We start from the raw sequence: 19678 nt of genomic DNA on the forward strand, positions 1-19678 counted from the left end.
CATGATGAACAAAATGAGATTGCTATTGGTGTTGTTGGTGATGGCTGCTTTTCCAGTTTTAGCACAAGAAGAATCAGCACAAGAGGTTTCCGAATCTTTAAGAAAGCGAAACGAAATAGACCAAAGAGTGTACCAGTTGGCTATCAGATACAACGACATGGCTGTAGCAAGAACAAAATTGATGGAATTGCTAGAGAGGAATCCTACAAACTCAAGATATGGAGAGCTTTTGGCGACACTTTATTTCGATACAAATCAATTCAGCTCTGCGGCGATTTCTGCTCTAGATGTATTACAAATCAACGATAGAAGCATTGAAGCTTTAGAAATTGCAGCTTATTCTTTAGAACAAATTGGGGCATTGGAAAGATCATTGACCCAGTTCGAAAGACTTTATTTGCTTACAGATGATATTTTTGCCTTATATAAATCGGCTTATTTGCAGTTTAGCTTGAAGAAGTATGATGAGACGATGAATTCTATCAATATGCTTGTGAAAAATGCAAAGTCTTCAGAGGAAAAACTTGGATTTCCTATTTCTGAAACTGAGAATCAAGAAATAAGTATGAGAGCGGCGGCTTTGAACTTGAAAGCATTGGTATATATCGAACAAGGGAGCAAAGAAGATGCAAGAAAAGCTTATCAAGAGGCAATAGCACTTGAGCCAAACTTTAAGCTTGCAAAAGATGGACTTGCTCAATTGAAGTAATTGCGAAAATGAATAGAAACATAAAAGGCTAATCCGTAACTGGACTAGCCTTTTTTAATTTCTTTATCTTTTATTTGACTCCAGACGAGCTCAGCTTGATTAATATGTCTTTTTTCGTGTTCGATTATGATTTCAATAGCTTGCTCAAGGGAGTATACGATTAGTTTGTTTGCAGGTGAATGGATTATAGTTCCTTTTTCGATAAAATTCTCCATTTCTTTAATGTATTTGATCAATTCTGCTTGATGCTTTTCGAACTTTCTGATGATATCTACTTTAGAATCTGCTTGTACTTTGGGTTGCCATTGAGGAAAAGTTTTAACTTTCTTCGAATTGTTTACATCAACCGACTTCATGATCATATTTCCAAGGATCTTTGGGAAAAAACTTATTTTGCTTACAAATGCCGCTTGGAAAGTACCAGATTTCAATTTTTTGAAAATCGAGAAATAGCTGCTGTTCAAAGTAATCAAATGATCCAAGTTTTCTGCAACACTCCAGCTTGATGGAGAGGGTTTCGCATAAAGTATTTCAATACTTAAGGTGCCAAATCTATCTTTTACAGTCAGGGTATTTTGCTTGAGTTCCTGGATATAGATATCAATATGGGACATTTTGTTAGATTTTTCATTTAATTATTGCAAAGATACGGCAATTTGAATGGAAGCAATATAAAAGTATATGGATATACGGAACTTTGCCAATAACATTACAAAATTCCGATTTATCTGACTTCCGATATAAATTGATATTGGATACTTATGGATATTGACCATTAAGAACCGATTGAGCCAATGAATTGAAGTTACTGGCAAAAAAGCGTATAATCAGATAAATGTATTATAATCAATAAATTGAAATTTTGGATCAAGTTTTACATGTGATAAATAATCTGGGTTATCTTTACGAGATGAAAAATATGCCCTTATGTCCATCATGTAGTTCACCTTTTGTATATGAACTGAATGATAAATTTGTATGTCCTGAATGTGCTTTTGAGTGGATTATAGAAGTAGATTCGGAGGAAGGACTTCAAGTAAAAGATGCTAATGGTACTGAGCTGAAAGATGGTGATACAGTATTGATAGTTAAAGATTTACCTGTAAAAGGAGCCCCTAAACCTATCAAGGCAGGAACAAAGGTCAAAAATATAAGGCTGACAGATGGGGATCACAATATAGACTGTAAAATAGATGGATTTGGGTCTATGGCTTTAAAGTCAGAGTTTGTGAAAAAATTTTAAAATAATTCCAAGATTTTTATTCAAAATCAAAACTTATTATCATTTAAAGGGTTAAGTGCTTGTTAGAAGTATAAAATCAAATTTCTGACTGAAAAAGTTAAGAGTAAGTCAAAGGTGAGAAATATGAAAGAGTTATTTGAAAATCATCGTTCCAATGGAAACGGTACAAAAGAAAGGGAAATAGAAAGCATAAAAGGAAACTTAGATCAAAATCTATTGATCAAAGATGCCATATTTGTAAGAAACAAAGGTAGTTTGGTAAAAGTCAAATTCAATGATATTCTTTGGATGAAAGGTGATGGCAATTATACTACACTGGTGACTAGAGAAAGTGTTTATTCTTTGAGAAATATACTGAAGGATTTTGAGTCAGTACTTCCTGATGGAGATTTTATAAGAATTCACAAAAGCTATATCGTCAGATTAGATGAAATAGTAGCTATCAACCCAAGAGAGCTCACTGTGGGAAAAGATACCGTTCCTGTAGGTAGGACTTATTACCAAAACCTTATCAACGGCATCAACAAATTGTCCTCTGGCGGTAATGAGTAGAAGCGTCATTACTGGGTAAAAGATTAAACTTTAACTAATTCCTTTCCAAAGTAAGCTACTATCTCCATAGCTTAGAAATCTATATGATTTTTCTAAAGCCTGATGATATATTTTTTTCCAAGATCCCTGAGTAAATGCTGCAATAAGCAAAATAAGCGTAGAGCCTGGTTGGTGAAAGTTGGTAACTAGACCATCACATACCATAAATTCATACCCAGGCATGATGAAGATTTCTGTACTACCAGTGATTTCTTCTAAATTTTTAGAATTCATCATTTCCAATATTGCTTCAAAACTTTCTTGTCGAGTAGGTAGAGAATCATGGTCTATGTAGGGATATAGTTTCGGAATCATGAATATTTCTCCCTCACCTCGCAGTAGCATCACCCCATACCAATATAAGCTTTCAAGGGAACGCATTGATGTAGTACCGACGGCGACGATTTTGTCTTTCTGAATGGCTATCTGTTCGATGATATGTTTTGTAGCGACGATTTGCTCACTATGCATATCATGATCAGTAATTTTTTCAGCTTTGATAGGTTGGAATGTGCCTGCTCCCACATGAAGCGTCAGGAAATCCTGCTTCACTTTGTTTTTTTTCAATTCATGGAGGACTTCATCTGTGAAATGAAGACCTGCGGTCGGTGCTGCTACAGCTCCTTCTTTTTTTGAATAAACGGTTTGATATCTAGGTTTATCTTCTTCAGTAGCTTTGCGGTTGAGATAGGGTGGGAGAGGGACTTCTCCCGAAGCTTCCACGATATTTACAAATGGGACATTGCCATTCCAAGAAAATTTGACCACTTTGCTATTCCTGTTTTCAAGACTTGCAGATAGTTTGATGGATGTGCCATGATGAATGATTTCACCAGAAAGGATTTCTCCATCTTTCCATTTTTTCAAATTTCCTATCATTGTTTCCCAAGTCACTGACTCTGTTTGAAGCATGACTTCATTGATCACTGTGGTGGGCAAAATAGGTTTAAGCAGAAATACTTCAATTTTTGCACCAGTATCTCTTTGAAAAATTAATCTTGCGGGGATTACCTTGGTATTATTGAATACCATCAGACTCCCAGCGGGAATTAGTTTACTGATCTCTACAAAGCTGAAGTGGCTGATGTTCCCATCTTTATAATGTAGTAGTTTAGAAGCATCCCTTTTTTCTAAGGGAAACTTGGCTATTTTTTCTTCAGGAAGGGTATATTCGTAGTCGGAAAGTTGTAAACTATCAATAATATCTTTATGCATTCCGTTTGTAGCTATCTTTGTGTGAAATAGAATGCAAATATAAAAGATAGAAAATCGCCCTCGATGAGAATCAAAATAATTTCATGCATTTAGTCAAGAAAAATTGATATACATGATTTTAAGTTAAAATGACTCATCAATGAAATTTAGGATATTTTATGAAGAATATACAGAACTTGCAGTTTAGTTATGAAAAGTTGACGCTTGACTTCAAATTTGAAGCAGGAACCTCACGAGGTGTATTGAAACACAAAGACAGCTATATCATAGCGGTGAATGAAAAGATAAAAAAAAATACAGTAGGACTTGGAGAGGCTGGACCATTGCCAAATTTGAGCTTGGATGACTTAGTGGATTTTGAAATGATATTGTCAAGAGTGCTTGATCAATTGACTAAGGCTAATATATCAGTTAATTTTGAGGAAATTGATGAGTTAGTCAAGCATTTTGTACCTGCTAGTCTTCCGAGCATAAGGTTTGGAATCGAGACGGCTATTTTAGATTTATTACATGGTGGCAATCGTACGATTTTCCCAAGTGATTTTGTAAAAGGTCAGCAAGCAATTGAAATCAATGGACTGATATGGATGGGTGATAAGGCATTTATGCTTGAACAAATTGATCAAAAGCTTCAATCAGGGTACAACTGTATCAAAATGAAAATAGGAGCTATAGATTTTGTCCAAGAATGCGAATTGTTAGGATATATACGCCAGCATTTTGGGCAAGAAAAAATAACCCTACGCGTAGATGCCAATGGGGCTTTTGGCAGTCATGAAGCCATGAATAAATTGGACATATTATCTCAGTTTGCTTTGCATAGCATAGAGCAACCGATCAGACAAGGGCAATTGGAGGCAATGAGCGAGCTATGTAAAAAGTCTCCCTTACCTATTGCTTTGGATGAGGAATTGATTGGCGTTCATAGTCTAGAAGATAAGCGGAGCTTGTTAGAGTCAATCATGCCACAGTTTGTAATTTTGAAACCTACGCTTTTGGGAGGGTTTGCATCATGCAATGAATGGATCGGTATTGCTGAGGAGTTGAATATTGGATGGTGGATGACCTCAGCTTTAGAAAGTAATATCGGGCTCAATGCAATAGCACAATACACAGCCATCAAAAACAACAAGCTTCCACAAGGTCTAGGCACTGGGCAGCTGTATCATAACAATATTGCTTCTCCGCTTGAAATAGTTTCTGGGACTTTGATCTACGATCCCAATACGATTTGGGCAAAATAAAAATGGCTCAAATCTTTCGATTCGAGCCATTTTATTGGTTGTCAATGAATATGTATTATGCTAATTTTACATTCACTGCGTTAAGACCTTTTCTACCTTCTTTAAGGTCGAAAGTTACTGCATCGTCTTCTCTGATTTCGTCAACCAATCCTGAGATGTGTACAAAATACTCTTTAGAAGACTCATCTTCGATGATAAAACCGAATCCTTTGGACTCATTAAAAAATTTAACTTTTCCTGTGTTCATGATATTGTATTGAATTAATTATAAACCAAAGGTACGCATAGTTTTTTCAATAAAAATTAATTTGGAGAATATTTTTTTGTAAATCTTTAGAATCACCAAAATTTAAATTAAATCAATTCCGTTTTCCTTGCATGATGTGATGATTTCTTCTGGCCAAATACCAGCCTGAACTTCTCCAATGTGTGTTTTTTGCAATAAAAACATACAAAGTCTTGATTGACCGATTCCACCACCTATACTTTCTGTAAGTTTTCGTTCCAATAAGGATTTGTGAAAAAGAAGTGTTTTTCTAGAAGTAGCGTTTGCAATTTCTAATTGATTTATAAGGCTTTCGGCATTTACTCTTATTCCCATGGAGCTTAATTCAAATGAATTTTGTAGAACGGGATTCCAAACAAGGATATCACCATTTAATCCAAAGTATCCATCAGCATTTTGACTGCTCCAGTCATCATAATCTGGAGCTCTTCCATCATGTGCATCTCCGTTGGATAGCTTACCACCAATCCCCATTAAAAAAACTGCACCATATTTTTTTGCAGCTTCATATTCTCGCTCTTTTGGAGTGGCATTAGGATAGTCTTGAAGTAGCTCTTCGCTATGCATCATATGGATTTTTTCAGGCAAAGTTGGAATGAGCCCTTGGTATTGTTCAAATAAGCTCACTTCGATTTCTTTGATCGTTTCATATATACTTTCCACAGTCCTTTTGAGATAGTTTAAGTTGCGATCATTGGCATCTATTGATTTTTCCCAGTCCCATTGGTCTACGTACAGAGAGTGAATCGGAGAATAGTCCTCATCAGGCCTTAAGGCACGCATGTCAGTGATGATCCCTTCACCTTTTGGAAAACTCAATTGTGAAAGCGTCCATCTTTTCCACTTAGCTAGAGAATGGACTACCACAGCAGATTTATCTCCTTGATTTTTGATGGGGAATCTTACAGGTCTTTCAATTCCATTCAAATCATCATTGATGCCTGTACCATCAATGATTGCAACTGGGCAACTTACCTTGAATAGGTTTAGTTTTTCAGAAAGTCTTTTAGGAAAACTTGTTTTGATATAATCTATGGCAGCTTCTGTAGCTCTTCTATCTAAAATAGATTGGTAACCTTGGGTTTGAGTTGATGTCATGATTGTTTTATTTTCAATGAATAGCTGACAAAACTATAAAAATGACAATGAAATCAAATAACTTTTGGGGATTTTGTGGAAGGGTAATGAAAAATTATGGGGGAAAGGGAGGGGGCTGAGATTAGAAATAAGAATGAAGAAAGTAAGAAGGATGAGAAATGAAATATACTGAAGCGATATATAGTTGAAACATGCCCGCAACGAAATATGATTGCTTCACGAGAGACTGATCATTTAAGTGACTCGTATCTTGATTTTTACCACTGAAATAAGCTAAAGCGAAATATAGTTGAAATATGCCTCTACCTTTGGGTAGACAGGTGCGGCGAAATCTGGACCAACAGTGAGGCTAATGAGAATCTCAAATCTCATGTCTCCTTATACCAGGTTGCATACATAGGGTAGTTTTTGGCAGTTCTTTCGATTACTTCTAGCATTTCTGGACCTGTGTTTTTCACCTTTTTGGCTGGAGTACCTGCATAAATCGAATTCGCTTCGACAATAGTTCCAGCCAATACAACTGCACCTGCCGCTATTACAGCCCCTGAATGAATCACAGCGTGATCCATTACTATAGCTCCCATACCAATCAGCACATTGTCGTGAATTGTACAACCGTGAACTATGGCGTTGTGAGCAATAGATACTTTGTTCCCAATGTAGGTACCTGCTTTCTGATAAGTACAGTGAATCACAGCTCCATCTTGTATATTGGTGTCATTGCCAATGATGATTTCATGCACATCACCTCTCACTACGGCATTGAACCATACAGTGCAATTATCTCCCATGGTTACATCTCCTACAATCGTTGCGTTATCAGCAAACCATGAGTTTTCACCCCATTTTGGTTTTTTGCCTTTTATCGATTTGATAAGTGTCATTAGCCTATTGATTTGATGTTTTTTTAAAAATATAAACCTTTACAAAAACCATTTCTTTAATTAAAGTCATCGTTTTTGTAAAGGTCGATGGTTTTTAATATTATAAACCTAGCTTCGCTAAAGCATCTTCCAAGGTTTTAATTTTGGCTTCTGCATCAGCTTGTTTTTTTCTTTCATTTTCGATTACTGCCTCGGGTGCACCAGCTACAAATCTCTCATTACTGAGTTTTTTCATTACCGAGCTCAAAAAGCCCCTTGTATAGGAAAGCTCCTTTTCGATATTTGCTCTCTCCTCTTCAGGATTGACTTGGCCTTCCATTGGGATAAAGCATTCATCAGCTTTTACAACGAAGCTTACTGCATTGTCTAGGCCATCTCCAAAGTTTACTTCATCTAAGTTGGCAAGTTTTTTCAAAACTATATCAAATCTTTTGTAAAGATCTGGTTGGGAAGTTTTGATCGTCAAAGAGAAAGTTTCTTTCGGAGATATACCTTTTGAAGCCCTTGTGTTTCTTACTTGTGATACAACATCGAATACCTGAATAGCTTCAGAGATGATTTGAGAATCATAAGAACCTGCTTTAGGCCAAGATGCAACTATCAATGCTTCTTCCGTATTTCTTTCTTTGATCTGATGCCACAATTCTTCTGAAAGGAAAGGCATAAAAGGATGCAGGATTTTCAGTATATCTTCGAAAAACAGCACTGTTCTAGCGTGAGTATGAGGATCAATAGGTGCTTGATAAGCAGGCTTGATCATTTCCAGATACCAAGAGCAGAAATCGTCCCACACCAGTTTATAAGTAGACATCAAGGCATCAGAAATTCTGAATTTATCAAAATGGTCTTCAATCTCCGTGAGTGCTTGATTGAATCTGTTTTCAAACCATTGGATAGAAGCTTCATTTTCTTTGCCAGTAAGGTTATGATCGATCTCCCATCCACTTACTAGGCGGTAAGCATTCCAGATTTTGTTTGCGAAATTTCTTCCTTGTTCTACTAGTTTTTCATCAAATGGAAGATCATTTCCAGCAGGAGAGGAAAACAACATTCCTGTACGAACCCCATCTGCCCCATATTGCTTGATCAACTCTAGTGGGTCGGGAGAGTTGCCTAGAGACTTTGACATTTTTCTGCCTTGCTTGTCTCTCACTATCCCAGTGAGGTATACATTTCTAAATGGCTTCTCACCAGTATATTCATATCCTGCGATGATCATTCTAGCTACCCAGAAGAACAAAATCTCAGGTGCTGTCACCAAGTCATTGGTTGGATAGAAGTATTTGAGATCTTCGTTTTGCTGACCTGTGGAGAATACATCTGAGTCAAATACTGAAATTGGCCAAAGCCAAGAAGAAAACCAAGTATCTAATACATCTTCGTCTTGAATGAGATCGGAGATGGTATAGGAGGCATCATGTTGTTTTTGTGCGATTTCCAAAGCTTCTTCTTTTGTTTTGGCCACAACATACTCACCATTTGGAAGATAGTAAGCTGGAATCTGATGTCCCCACCACAGCTGACGAGAGATACACCAATCTCTCACATTTTCCATCCAAGAGCGATACATATTCTTGAATTTCGGAGGGTGAAGCTGGATCACATCTTCCATCACGGAACTCAATGCTGGCTTGGTGATATCTTCCATTTTTAGAAACCATTGTAAAGATAGCTTAGGCTCAACTACAGCGTCAGTTCTTTCAGAGTGACCTACGTTCGATTTGTATTCCTCGATTTTTTCAAGTTGCCCGACTTCATCGAGCATTTTGCCTATCTTTTTTCTAGCTACAAACCTGTCTTCACCGATTAGAATTTGTGCTTTTTCATTGAGCGTACCGTTATCGTTAAGGATGTCAATGACTTCCAGCTTGTGCTTGATGCCAAGTTCGTAATCATTGATATCATGTGCAGGTGTTACTTTCAAGCATCCAGTACCAAACTCCATGTCGACATATTCATCTTCAATGATAGGGATGGCACGATTAATTAAAGGAATGATTGCATTCTTTCCTTTGAGATGGCTGAATCTTGGATCGTTAGGATTGATACAAATAGCCACATCAGCCATGATGGTTTCAGGCCTAGTGGTAGCTATAGTCAAGAAGTCATTGGAACCTTGGATTTGATACTTTATATAGTATAATTTAGACTGTATCTCTTTCATGATCACCTCATCGTCAGAAAGAGCGGTCTTTCCTTGAGGATCCCAATTGACCATTCGAATTCCACGGTATATTTTACCCTTCTTGTGGAGGTCTACAAAAACGGAAATCACTGCATTGCTGAGGTCTGCATCCATGGTAAACTTGGTCCTGTCCCAATCACATGACGCTCCAAGTTTTTTCAATTGCTCTAAAATGATGCCGCCATATTTTTCTTTCCATTCCCAAGCATACTTTAAAAAATCTTCACGAGAGAGAGACTTTTTATCAATACCTCTTTCTTTGAGCATTGCTACTACTTTGGCTTCAGTAGCTATAGAAGCATGATCTGTGCCTGGTATCCAGCAGGCATTTTTCCCTTGCATCCTAGCTTTTCTGATCAATACATCCTGAATGGTATTGTTGAGCATGTGTCCCATATGCAAGACTCCAGTGACATTGGGTGGAGGGATGACTATGGTATAAGGCTCTTTATTGTGATCTACTTTAGAGGAGAAAAAACCATTTTCCATCCAGTAAGCATACCATTTTGATGCAGCTTCTTCTGGATTGTATTTCGTAGCTAATGACATAAGTATAATTAATGCGCTTGTTTTAAAACTTCAAGGCGCAAAAATACAAGAATTTCCTTAGTCTACCGATCATTCATAGATTTTCCTAAGCGTGTATTCTACGCATCTGGCTGCTAGCTTGGCTGTAATCTGATCAATATCGTAGTTTGGATTGTATTCTACTACATCCATGCTGACTAATTTGCCACTTTTAGCAAGTATTTCCAATACCTGAAATGCAAATCTTGGCTCAAAACCCATGGGGGAACTTGCACTTACTCCCGGTGCAAATGCCGAGGAAAAGCCGTCTAAATCTATGGTGAGATACACTTTATCTACCTCTTCTAAGAATTCTTCTAGAAAATCAACTGTCTTGTCGAAGTGAAACAAATGGCAAGAATCAGATGTCAACCAAGAAACATTGTGGTTTTTTGCTAATTCAAATAGTGATTTAGGATTGGCAGCACTTTGAATGCCCATGCAGGCATATTTGAGCTTGATGTTTTTTTCTGTAGCATACTTATGAAGCTGAAGGAAAGGAGAACCTGAATGGGTCATTCCGTTTGTTAAAGGTCTCAAATCGAAATGAGCGTCAAGGTTTAATACACCTAACTTTAAGTTAGAATGCTGCATATGATCCATCAAAGCTGACCCATGTGGAAAAGACAAATCATGTCCTCCACCCAAAATGATTGGGAAATAACCTTTTTCTAAAAGTTGACATATAGTCCTTTTGGTAAGTGCATGCATTTCTTCTAAGTCACCATCTTCCAAAACTATATTTCCATAATCATGTATGCCAATATCCTGTGGTAAGTGATAAGCCATACTTCCCATCACACTTTTGATACCATCAGGCCCTAATGATGCTCCGATTCGACCTTGATTTCTTCTCACTCCCTCATCCACAGCATACCCAAGTAGTGCAATGCATTGATTATCAATTGTAAATTCTGTGTTGAAGTCTTCCACGCAGCGTACTTTTTGATGCCAATATTGAAGAGTGTCAGCATGTCTGCCTTTCCAGAAGTAAGGTGGTGTGGATTTATGATTTTTCATTTGGTACTTTTTAGGTTTGATGCTGATGCAACAGAAAACCCTAATATATGAACATGATTTTAAAGATTTCACTAAGAAAATGAGGAGATAGATTCATTTTGCTTTTCATTTGAATATTTAATTGAAGAATTGATAACTTTCATTAAAATGAATTGTTATTCTTTGAGACAACTAAACCTTTCTAGTTTTATGGAAAATAAATTTTATGATTTCACAGCTGAGGACATTAAAGGTCAAAAGCAATCAATGGAACAATACAAAGGTAGGGTAGTCCTAGTGGTGAACACAGCAAGTAAATGTGGTTTTACTCCACAGTTTGAAGGCCTAGAAAAGTTACATCGAAAATATAAAGATCAAGGATTGGTAATTCTTGGCTTTCCTTGTAATCAGTTTGGGGGTCAAGATCCTGGAAGTGACGGTGAGATAGAGGAGTTTTGCCAAATTAACTATGGAGTAAGCTTTCCGATGTTTTCAAAGGTGGATGTAAATGGAGATGCAGCCCATCCGTTGTTCAAATATCTGAAAGGTAAATTGAAAGGAGGCTTATTTGGGTCGAAAATCAAGTGGAATTTCACGAAGTTTCTTTTAGATTCTAATGGTCGTCCGGTAAAACGATATTCTTCATTAACAAAACCAGAGGCTATTGAAAAGGATATTGCCAAGCTGCTAAAGAAAAAATAGTTAATAGCTTCTGCATTCACTTTGCAGAAGCTATTTGTATGATCATTCGGGTAGAAATGCTCTTTTTAAAGCACACAATTACCTGTTACTTTTTTTCATAATTGATCAAGTATATGAATTTTTTATTAAAGGCTTTTAGCCAATGATACCAATCCATTTGTTAAATCAATAGCTATTGGTTTATAACAATAAGGAACTTCGAAGTGTCGTACCTAGCCGACAAGCATCGTTCAGGTATCAATCCACATGAACGTCGAGTCAATCCTCCATAGTCCATTGCTACTATTACAATTTTATAAATGCAAATTGAAGTTATATCTTCGGTAGCTTCCAGCCATTATGATATTGGGCCTTGATCAGTTTGTTGGCTTCTTTGTTGGTAAATAAGCCTTTCTGCTCATCCCAGTAGATTTTCTCCCCTGTTTTATAAGCAATATTTCCCATGTGAGCGTTTATTGCAGCCACACTACCAGTTTCTACACCACAATTCAATGAATTAGCATCATTGTTTTTGATTGCCTGTATGAAATTACTCATATGATTGTCCATGGCATTTCCTTGGGGTCTGACTCTGGAAACAGCTTCGATTTTTGGTTTGTCGCCTTGTTTTTCAGAAATCACCTCCCATCCACCTCTGTTGACTACGAGTGTAGCATTGTTGCCTATGAAAGCGATTCCCTCTGAATATCCATAATTGCCTCCATCTATGCCTGTGGCGTGTTCCCAGAGCATGTTGAAGCCATCATACTCATAGACAGTCTGTAAGGTGTCAGGTGTTTCAGAAGCGTCATCAGGATATGCAAGCTTTCCACCTGAAGCCATTACTGATTTTGGTGCCTTGACACCCATGGCGTAGAGAGCTATGTCAATTTCATGAACTCCCCAGTCAGTCATCAATCCTCCAGCATAATCCCAAAACCATCTGAAATTAAAATGGAATCGATTTTCATTGAAGGGTTTTTTAGGTGCTGGACCTAGCCACATGTCATAGTCTACACCATTGGGTACAGGGCTATTGTTTTTGACTGGGACTGGATTCATCCAGCCTTGATATGCCCAGCATTTCACCAAGCGAATGTTGCCAAGCTGTCCTGATTTGACAAAATCTATTGCGTCACTGTATTGAGAACCACTTCTTTGCCATTGACCGACTTGAACCATTTTTCCATATTTTTTTGTAGCATCCACCATGATACGACATTCTTCTATGGAGTTGGCGAGTGGTTTTTCTACATAAGCATGCTTGCCTGCATCCAGGCTATCGACAAGGTTCAAGCAGTGCCAGTGATCAGGTGTTCCGATTACTACTACATCAATGTCCTTGTTTTCGAGCATTTTACGGTAGTCTTTGTAAATGGCTGGCTTTTTACCTCTAGCTTTGACTACATCGTCAGCTCTCTGATCTAGTACACTTGAGTCTATATCTGCCAGCGCAATACAATTTACTTCAGGAATTTTGAGAAGTGCACTCATGTTTGACCAGCCCATACCTTTGCAGCCTATCAAGCCTATGTTAATTTGATCATTAGGACTGATACGTGATGTATTTCTGAAAAATTCCTCAGCGGTAAGTATGGATGGCATACTGAGTCCTGCTGTAGCCAAAAGGCTTTTTTGTAAAAACTTTCTTCTTGCGTTCATTGGTTTATTGTTAAGGTTAATTGAGATTTATTTATATACAGAATTTATCCAGTAACTATAGTAAATATCTATTTAACATAGCTTTGATCCGCCATTTCAGACAAGTTATCGATCAATACTTGTCCGATGAAGGTGAAGATAAATCTCCCATGATCAAGTTACTCATTGAAATTGATCAATAGCAACTGGATTTAACCCATGTATTGATATCACTGGAAAAGGGACAAATGATCAAATTGAGTTTAATAGAGAATTAATCAAGCAAATTCAATAGATTTTAATCAAGTGTTGAATATACACTTTTAGAGTCATGAATAAAAAAAATCGAAAAATTATCTACTTCTATGCTTCAAATTAATGTCATTACTCTATGACCATGATCATGTCAAAGATTTTGTGCTTCTTTTTTTCTTCTCCTTTTAGGGTATATTCTATCATTAGAGAATAGTTACCGGCGATTGCTCTTTTTCCATTGACGGTTCCATCCCAAAAGCATGAGGATTGTTTCCCGTTTTGAGGTTGTGCATCTTGACATGTGTAAATCAATTCTCCCCATCTATTGAACACTTGCACAGTTACACTTTCTATGAGGTTGTCAGTGACTATCATTAGTCCGTGATTGTCTTTTCCAGCAAGGATTGCATTAGAGTATATGATGGTTGGTTCGCATTTGATTTCTACTTCAAATTCTTTAGCAAAAGTACAGCCTGTCAAATCAGTGGTCACTAGTGTGTATTTTCCACTTTCTTTAGGGTATAATGTGGCTTCCTGACTGATTACGATATCTCCAATGAACCAAGAGTGCTGTCCAAATTGATTTGAGACCGTTATGGATTGATTCCCTTGTTTTGTAGGGCAAATGGTGTAGAAATCGGCTAAAGCTGGTTCAGGATTTTGCGTTCGATTTACTTCAAAGGTTTTTCTTCCTACTATACATCCTTCTTGATTAGTGGTTGTCACTTGATAAGATCCAGGTTCTGTTAGTTGAATCAGCGAAAAATCATCAAATTCACTTAAAGCAATGTAGTCGTTATTTGTCAGTGCTGACCAATTGATTTGTTGGGAAGGATCAGCGCTTAGCAATTGGACTGTGGTCAAATAATCATTTTGGCAAAAAGATCCCACTTCTACAGACAATTCACTTATTGCTTGAATTTCTACTTTAATTGATTTTTCTAATGGACATTTTATACCATCAGGGTCTATACCAAGGATTCTGTACGTTCCAGAATGGGTAAGCATATACTTTTTCAGCTCATGAGCTTGAACTCTTCTGCCAAATGGATCAAAAACTTCAAAGGAGATATTCCCTTGAGATATAGGCGAAAGTTCATAAGCATCACAGGTGAATACATCCACTTCTTGCAGCTCGAATTGGATCGTAGAAGGTTTTTCAATAATATAAGTCTTATTATCAGTGATCTCTAAATCGTCACCAACACTAAAAAATATTTGATAATTTCCAGCTTTTAAGTTTACTTTTAGCTGATTTGTAGGATCAAAATAGAAATTTTCAACTGATTTGCCATCCTCTCGAATATCTATAGTACCATAGGCATATTCGCTTTTGAATTTGATAATTAATGCTCCAATGTCATTGCTATTTTGGTTACATGTCTCATTGATGGTGGTGATTTCGTAATCTTTCAAATATTCAGGAAAACCGAAAATCCTAGCGTAGGTATAATTGTATAGATTTCTTAAGAAGCTAGTGGCATTCACTGATACACTTGCAGTTACTGATCCATTGTGTAAGTCCCAATCAGTAATAAGGTATTGAAAGGTAAAAGATTTTGATTCAGTAGGTTGTAGTTCTTCGATGTTCCAAGTGTTTCCCATTAAAAATTCAGGAATAACAACATTGGTAACTGGAATATCTCCAATATTAGTGACGGTAATAGTAAAATTGACAAGCTCGCCTTCATACGAATACGGATTCACATCAGCAGTTATTTCAAGAGATATGTCTGCGATATGAGAGCAATCATATATTCTTGTTACCACTTTTATTCGATCACTTTCACATTCACCAGCTTTGGACTGACTTACCCATACTGTATATAGATTAGAAGTGTTGGGGTCTATCTCAGGAGCACTATCCAAAGGATTTGAATCAGGGGAATCGTCTAAATAATAATTCAGTGTATATCCTTCATTGTTGATTATTTGAAAATATACATCTGAGGAGTTTAAACAAAATATACTGTTGCTAACTTCTGGATTTGGAGCTTTACCATTGACTTCAATTGTAATTGGGACTCTTGGGCTTGTACAGGCTCCATCAATTCCTTGAGCTACCCATATTACTTCTTTTCCTTGGTTGTAGGTGTTTACAAAATAGTTTGAAAGTGGGTTGCCACCTATTTCTTGAGTATAAAAGTACACCTTGAAATCAGGGATTGTAGGGGATATCAAGTCAATTAAATCTACTGGAGTATCTCTCATGCAAAAAGCTGGGATTGAAGCATTGATGAGTCCAATTAGGCCTTCAAAGTTTGAACAATTTGCGGCTGCAAATTCAGCTCTTTTTACAATTGGTATTTCTAATGGCGTATTTATTTCTTCTCCTTCACATGTTCCTTCTTTCAATTCGTAGACAAACGGCAAGTTGGTAAAGCTATTCTCGGATACTTTTCCAGTTCCTGAGACAAATCCTTCTATATTCACACTGGCCTCGCAGTTGGTATTTGCCAAAATCGTGCAATCCTCCGTCACCTTTACTGTATAAAATAGTGTTGCAATGATTTCCTCTTTGTTCTGCTTCAATGGAATATCTCCAATATCCCAGATTAATGTTCCATTCAAGCCTAAATCTGGGTCAAAGGTGATTTTTCCATAATTATCAGGCACAGTAATAGCAGAAATATAATTAGTAGTATAAGGTAAAGGAATGCTTATTTTGGAGTCTTTGACCTCTTCAGAGCCTAGATTCCTGATTTCAGCTTTGTAGGTGATCTCTTGACCTGGTTCTACTGTGAGCGTAGCACCATCGACAGGCAACCCATCGATGCTTATTGGCTGGTTGAGCACCTGTACATCTGGAATATAGCTCAATACTGAAAAGGCTAAAGCATAGATTGCATACAAGTCTTGATTGGTACCAAAACGGAATCTGGTACTGGTTTGATTGTTGCCTATTATACTATTATTTGGATTTGCTATGTCCCATTGCACGATGTCTACACCTATATTATTTTTCAGGTTTGGGAATCTGGGCGTAGGAATAGGTTGATTTGCAGCATTTTTTACTGGAGTATAGATAGTTGAATTGAAGAAATTGTCAATTGTATTCATAGGGTGTTTCAATCGTACCCATTCACCTTTTTGATCCATGATCTCTAAGAAATCTCCGCCTGTAGGTTGATCCCCTTCACCAGCCATTAGTCCTAGTTTGAGTTCCACTGGACCAGCATTGACGGTTCCAAAACCACTGATTTCAATTTCACCAAGATGCTCGTTTCGATCTAAGGATTGGACAAAAGAATATCCATCGAAAATAGTGATGTCTCTCCAATTCATTTTGGAGTTTTGATATATCACAATGATTCCCCAGTTTCCAAAGAAGCCTACATTGTCTGAAAAGCCTTCTTGTAAAGCAATATCAGCTACGGTGTATTCACCTATCCCATGAGTTTTGATGTAGTCAGTGATATCTGAATAGCCTACATAGATGTCAGCAAGTTCATTTTTTGGGTACAAGATTGCATTTCCATCAGCTGTTATTTCTGTATAAGCATTGGCATTTGGTCCTTTTAATTTCACTTTTCTCTTATCAAATGAAACTGTATGGGGCAGGATAGGGGTATGGCTTCCATCGTAATTCATGAAAATCATAGCGTCATTCAAAGATCCTACAGAATTCTTTTTAATTAATTTATTAATAGAAATAAAAAAACCTTTATATTCAAATTGGATGGGTTTGAATCGGACAGTTGATAAATCATTTTGTGTGGTAATTTGAGTATTTTCGGTATATAAATAGCTTACGCCATCCATAGAGTATCTCACGGAATAATCCTTATCAGCTTCATCATCAAAATTTAGCACCAAATAGAAACCCGTTTCAGGATCTTGGATAGAGTAAATTACTTCATGCTTGTCATTTTCATCAGAGAACTCAAAGATTGATAAAGTTAAACTTGTATATGGGATGGGATCATTCATTTTTACACCATACTCATCGTTGTTGAAGTAAACTGTTTCGCCTGAAAGATTATTTTTGGTGACATCAAAAGTTACATCTGTACCTGGGACAGTCCTGCCAGACCAATAGAGACCAGCATAACGTATTTCAGAACAGTCAGGATCGGCATTGTTTTCTTCTGAAAAAACCAGTGTGGCAGAGGAAGAATTGAATGTTTTTTGATCATTATCTATATCTACATAGAGGGTCTCAGAAAAAGAATTGTAAGCGGAATCATTATGGTAAAAGAGTCTCAAATTGGTATTCCCAATGATAGTGAAATCTCCTTTAATTCTATAGATATTACCTTCTGGTGCGGACTGACCGACTCTATGTTTGAAAGGAATAGGGTTTTCATTTTGAGCAAATGATTTTTGGGAAAATACAAGTACCAAGAAATAGAACAATATCAGTTTCCAGGTGATAGATCTCATGATTGGTGTAAAGAATTTCACTTGCATTTTCAGTTTCAAGCTAAGTTGTAATAGATATTGAAAATTCCCAATCCTAATTTGATTCTATTCAGTTGATTTGAATGATTGATTTCTACAGCAATGCTTTTTATACAGATTTTTGCCTATATCAAATTGATTCAAGGCATTTCTGTGGTTATTATCGCTATGATTGGAGAAATGTTGGTTTTATTACATCTGAATTTTACCTGAAACTTAGATTGATAAATTAAAGGTGAATTTTGCTTGAAAAATAAGAAATAGTTTCAATTTAACTAGATTTTTATGCGGATATTATTTTGAGATAGTTGATAATTTTTGGATGTTTAATCATCCCGAAAAAATGCTCCACAATTTATTTAGGAGTGAACAGTGTTTGAGATCATCAAGAAGTTTATAGTGTTGATTTATCATGTATTATCCGCTTTATTTGTAGTTCACTTTCTTTCTGATCATGCTTGGAGCCCTTATCTTGATTATTTTCTTGTTTTTGTTGACCCAACCCATCCTCAAGGATGTAAAGGCGAAGCATAAATGGGTCAATCTCCAACTTTTGAATCAATTGTTTTGGTATCATATGTTTTTTGGCTTGGTATATTATTTATATGCCGTTTTCAATAGATCTGATTCGAAGCTTTATTATCAGCGAACTTTACAGTATTGGGAAGAGTGGTCTGATGCTTTTTCCACTGGGACTGGTTTCATAGAGTGGCTGGCATTTCCCTTTGTTAGATTTTTAAATTTCAATTATGAAATGACCATGATGTTATTCACTTGGTTTGGGTTTTTGGGATTTTTGTACTTCTATCTTTTTATCAAAGAAAATTTGAATTTCAATCCGAAACTAAAGGGCTGGGATGCAATAACGATTTTTATGTTTTTGCCTAATATGCACTTCTGGACAGCTTCATTGGGCAAAGGTGCCATTATATTTAGTGGTTTAGGTTTTTTGGTTTATGGCTTGTCCAAGCCGGCTCAGCGCATTCCACATATCATGATAGGAAGTTTTGTTTCCTATTTGGTAAGACCTCATATACTTTTTGCAGTACTGATTGGTATGTCGGTAGGTTTTGTATTGGGAAAGGGGAAAGTGCCAGTATATCAAAAGTACTTGGTAGCTATAGCGGGTCTTGTGGTCTCTGTGATTTTGTATGAAAAGATCATTCTTTATTTAGGTTATGATCCCAATAATATTTTGGAATCATTTGAGGAGGAATCTGCGCTCAATGCGCACAGGTTAAGCTACTCGGCTGGATCAGCAGTAAACATGAGTAGCTATAGTTTACCGATGAAGTTGTTTACTTTTTGGTTTAGACCGTTGTTTATAGATTCTCCAAACTTCCTTGGTATTGTGGTGAGTTTTGAAAATGCACTATATATCTACATGTTTAGCAAAATATTCAGTAGAGATTTCATTACCTATATCAAAGATGCGCCAGCTATGGTGAAAATGTCTGGTGTAGTTTTTATTTCCATATCTATATCGATGACCTACATCATGTCAAATTTGGGGATTATTATAAGGCAAAAAAGTCAAATCATGTACTTTATGCTATTTGTGATTGTAGCATTCATAGATTGGCAGAAGACCAACAGACTTAAAAAGAGAGCCATGATATATAATAGGATCGTCCAAGAGGAAGAGAGGAGGATTAGGGCTTCATCCTGATGTCAGTTGA

General features: G+C 36.7%; 15 protein-coding genes. 6 read left to right on the plus strand and 9 right to left on the minus strand.

Annotated elements, in window-relative coordinates; all coding sequences use genetic code 11:
* Position 1 precedes the first annotated feature (1 nt).
* Complete coding sequence (locus MM214_RS07960; protein ID WP_317208435.1) at positions 2–709, plus strand: tetratricopeptide repeat protein; 708 nt, start codon at positions 2–4, stop codon at positions 707–709.
* Between the two features lie 44 nt (positions 710–753).
* Here MM214_RS07960 and MM214_RS07965 read toward each other — a convergent pair whose 3' ends face one another.
* Positions 754–1323 (minus strand): DinB family protein, encoded by a 570-nt coding sequence (locus tag MM214_RS07965; RefSeq protein ID WP_241294141.1) that lies wholly within the window; start codon positions 1321–1323, stop codon positions 754–756.
* Positions 1324–1619: 296 nt separating this feature from the next.
* On the opposite strand from MM214_RS07965, the gene MM214_RS07970 reads away from it, so the two are divergent.
* Positions 1620–1952 carry a zinc ribbon domain-containing protein YjdM gene (locus MM214_RS07970; RefSeq protein ID WP_241294399.1) on the plus strand — a complete coding sequence of 111 codons (333 nt, stop codon included), beginning with the start codon at positions 1620–1622 and terminating at the stop codon, positions 1950–1952.
* A 123-nt stretch (positions 1953–2075) separates the two neighbouring features.
* The gene (locus MM214_RS07975) at positions 2076–2504 is read left to right on the plus strand and encodes a LytR/AlgR family response regulator transcription factor (protein ID WP_241294142.1); all 429 of its coding nucleotides are present in this window, start codon (positions 2076–2078) and stop codon (positions 2502–2504) included.
* A 30-nt stretch (positions 2505–2534) separates the two neighbouring features.
* Here MM214_RS07975 and MM214_RS07980 read toward each other — a convergent pair whose 3' ends face one another.
* Positions 2535–3758, minus strand: coding sequence for an S-adenosylmethionine:tRNA ribosyltransferase-isomerase (locus MM214_RS07980; protein WP_241294143.1), 1224 nt, complete (start codon positions 3756–3758; stop codon positions 2535–2537).
* 158 nt (positions 3759–3916) lie between these two features.
* Here MM214_RS07980 and MM214_RS07985 point away from each other — a divergent pair, with 158 nt between their 5' ends.
* Entirely contained in the window at positions 3917–5002 is a 1086-nt protein-coding gene (locus tag MM214_RS07985) for an o-succinylbenzoate synthase (protein ID WP_241294144.1), read from the plus strand.
* A gap of 55 nt (positions 5003–5057) precedes the next feature.
* Here MM214_RS07985 and MM214_RS07990 read toward each other — a convergent pair whose 3' ends face one another.
* The 5 genes from MM214_RS07990 to hutG form a co-directional block, all read right to left on the minus strand.
* A complete protein-coding gene (locus MM214_RS07990) occupies positions 5058–5249 on the minus strand; it encodes a cold-shock protein (protein ID WP_241294145.1) in 192 nt (63 codons plus the stop codon).
* 102 nt (positions 5250–5351) lie between these two features.
* Positions 5352–6386 carry an aspartate--ammonia ligase gene (gene asnA / locus MM214_RS07995; RefSeq protein WP_241294146.1) on the minus strand — a complete coding sequence of 345 codons (1035 nt, stop codon included), beginning with the start codon at positions 6384–6386 and terminating at the stop codon, positions 5352–5354.
* Positions 6387–6754: 368 nt separating this feature from the next.
* On the minus strand, positions 6755–7270 hold the full coding sequence (locus MM214_RS08000) for a gamma carbonic anhydrase family protein (RefSeq protein ID WP_241294147.1): 516 nt from the start codon (positions 7268–7270) through the stop codon (positions 6755–6757).
* Between the two features lie 100 nt (positions 7271–7370).
* Positions 7371–10004, minus strand: a complete 2634-nt coding sequence (locus MM214_RS08005; RefSeq protein ID WP_241294149.1) for a valine--tRNA ligase — start codon at positions 10002–10004, stop codon at positions 7371–7373.
* A gap of 69 nt (positions 10005–10073) precedes the next feature.
* Positions 10074–11042 carry a formimidoylglutamase gene (gene hutG / locus MM214_RS08010; protein WP_241294151.1) on the minus strand — a complete coding sequence of 323 codons (969 nt, stop codon included), beginning with the start codon at positions 11040–11042 and terminating at the stop codon, positions 10074–10076.
* Between the two features lie 189 nt (positions 11043–11231).
* On the opposite strand from hutG, the gene MM214_RS08015 reads away from it, so the two are divergent.
* Positions 11232–11723 (plus strand): glutathione peroxidase, encoded by a 492-nt coding sequence (locus MM214_RS08015; protein WP_241294153.1) that lies wholly within the window; start codon positions 11232–11234, stop codon positions 11721–11723.
* A 312-nt stretch (positions 11724–12035) separates the two neighbouring features.
* Here MM214_RS08015 and MM214_RS08020 read toward each other — a convergent pair whose 3' ends face one another.
* Together MM214_RS08020 and MM214_RS08025 are read right to left on the minus strand one after the other, a co-directional pair.
* The gene (locus tag MM214_RS08020) at positions 12036–13364 is read right to left on the minus strand and encodes a Gfo/Idh/MocA family protein (protein WP_241294155.1); all 1329 of its coding nucleotides are present in this window, start codon (positions 13362–13364) and stop codon (positions 12036–12038) included.
* Positions 13365–13727: 363 nt separating this feature from the next.
* On the minus strand, positions 13728–17981 hold the full coding sequence (locus tag MM214_RS08025) for a DUF7507 domain-containing protein (protein ID WP_241294157.1): 4254 nt from the start codon (positions 17979–17981) through the stop codon (positions 13728–13730).
* A 472-nt stretch (positions 17982–18453) separates the two neighbouring features.
* Here MM214_RS08025 and MM214_RS08030 point away from each other — a divergent pair, with 472 nt between their 5' ends.
* Positions 18454–19668 carry a hypothetical protein gene (locus MM214_RS08030; protein ID WP_241294159.1) on the plus strand — a complete coding sequence of 405 codons (1215 nt, stop codon included), beginning with the start codon at positions 18454–18456 and terminating at the stop codon, positions 19666–19668.
* Positions 19669–19678 lie beyond the last annotated feature (10 nt).

The sequence above is a fragment of the Belliella kenyensis genome, assembly GCF_022549675.1.
In the GTDB taxonomy this organism is placed as follows: Bacteria; Bacteroidota; Bacteroidia; order Cytophagales; family Cyclobacteriaceae; genus Belliella; species Belliella kenyensis.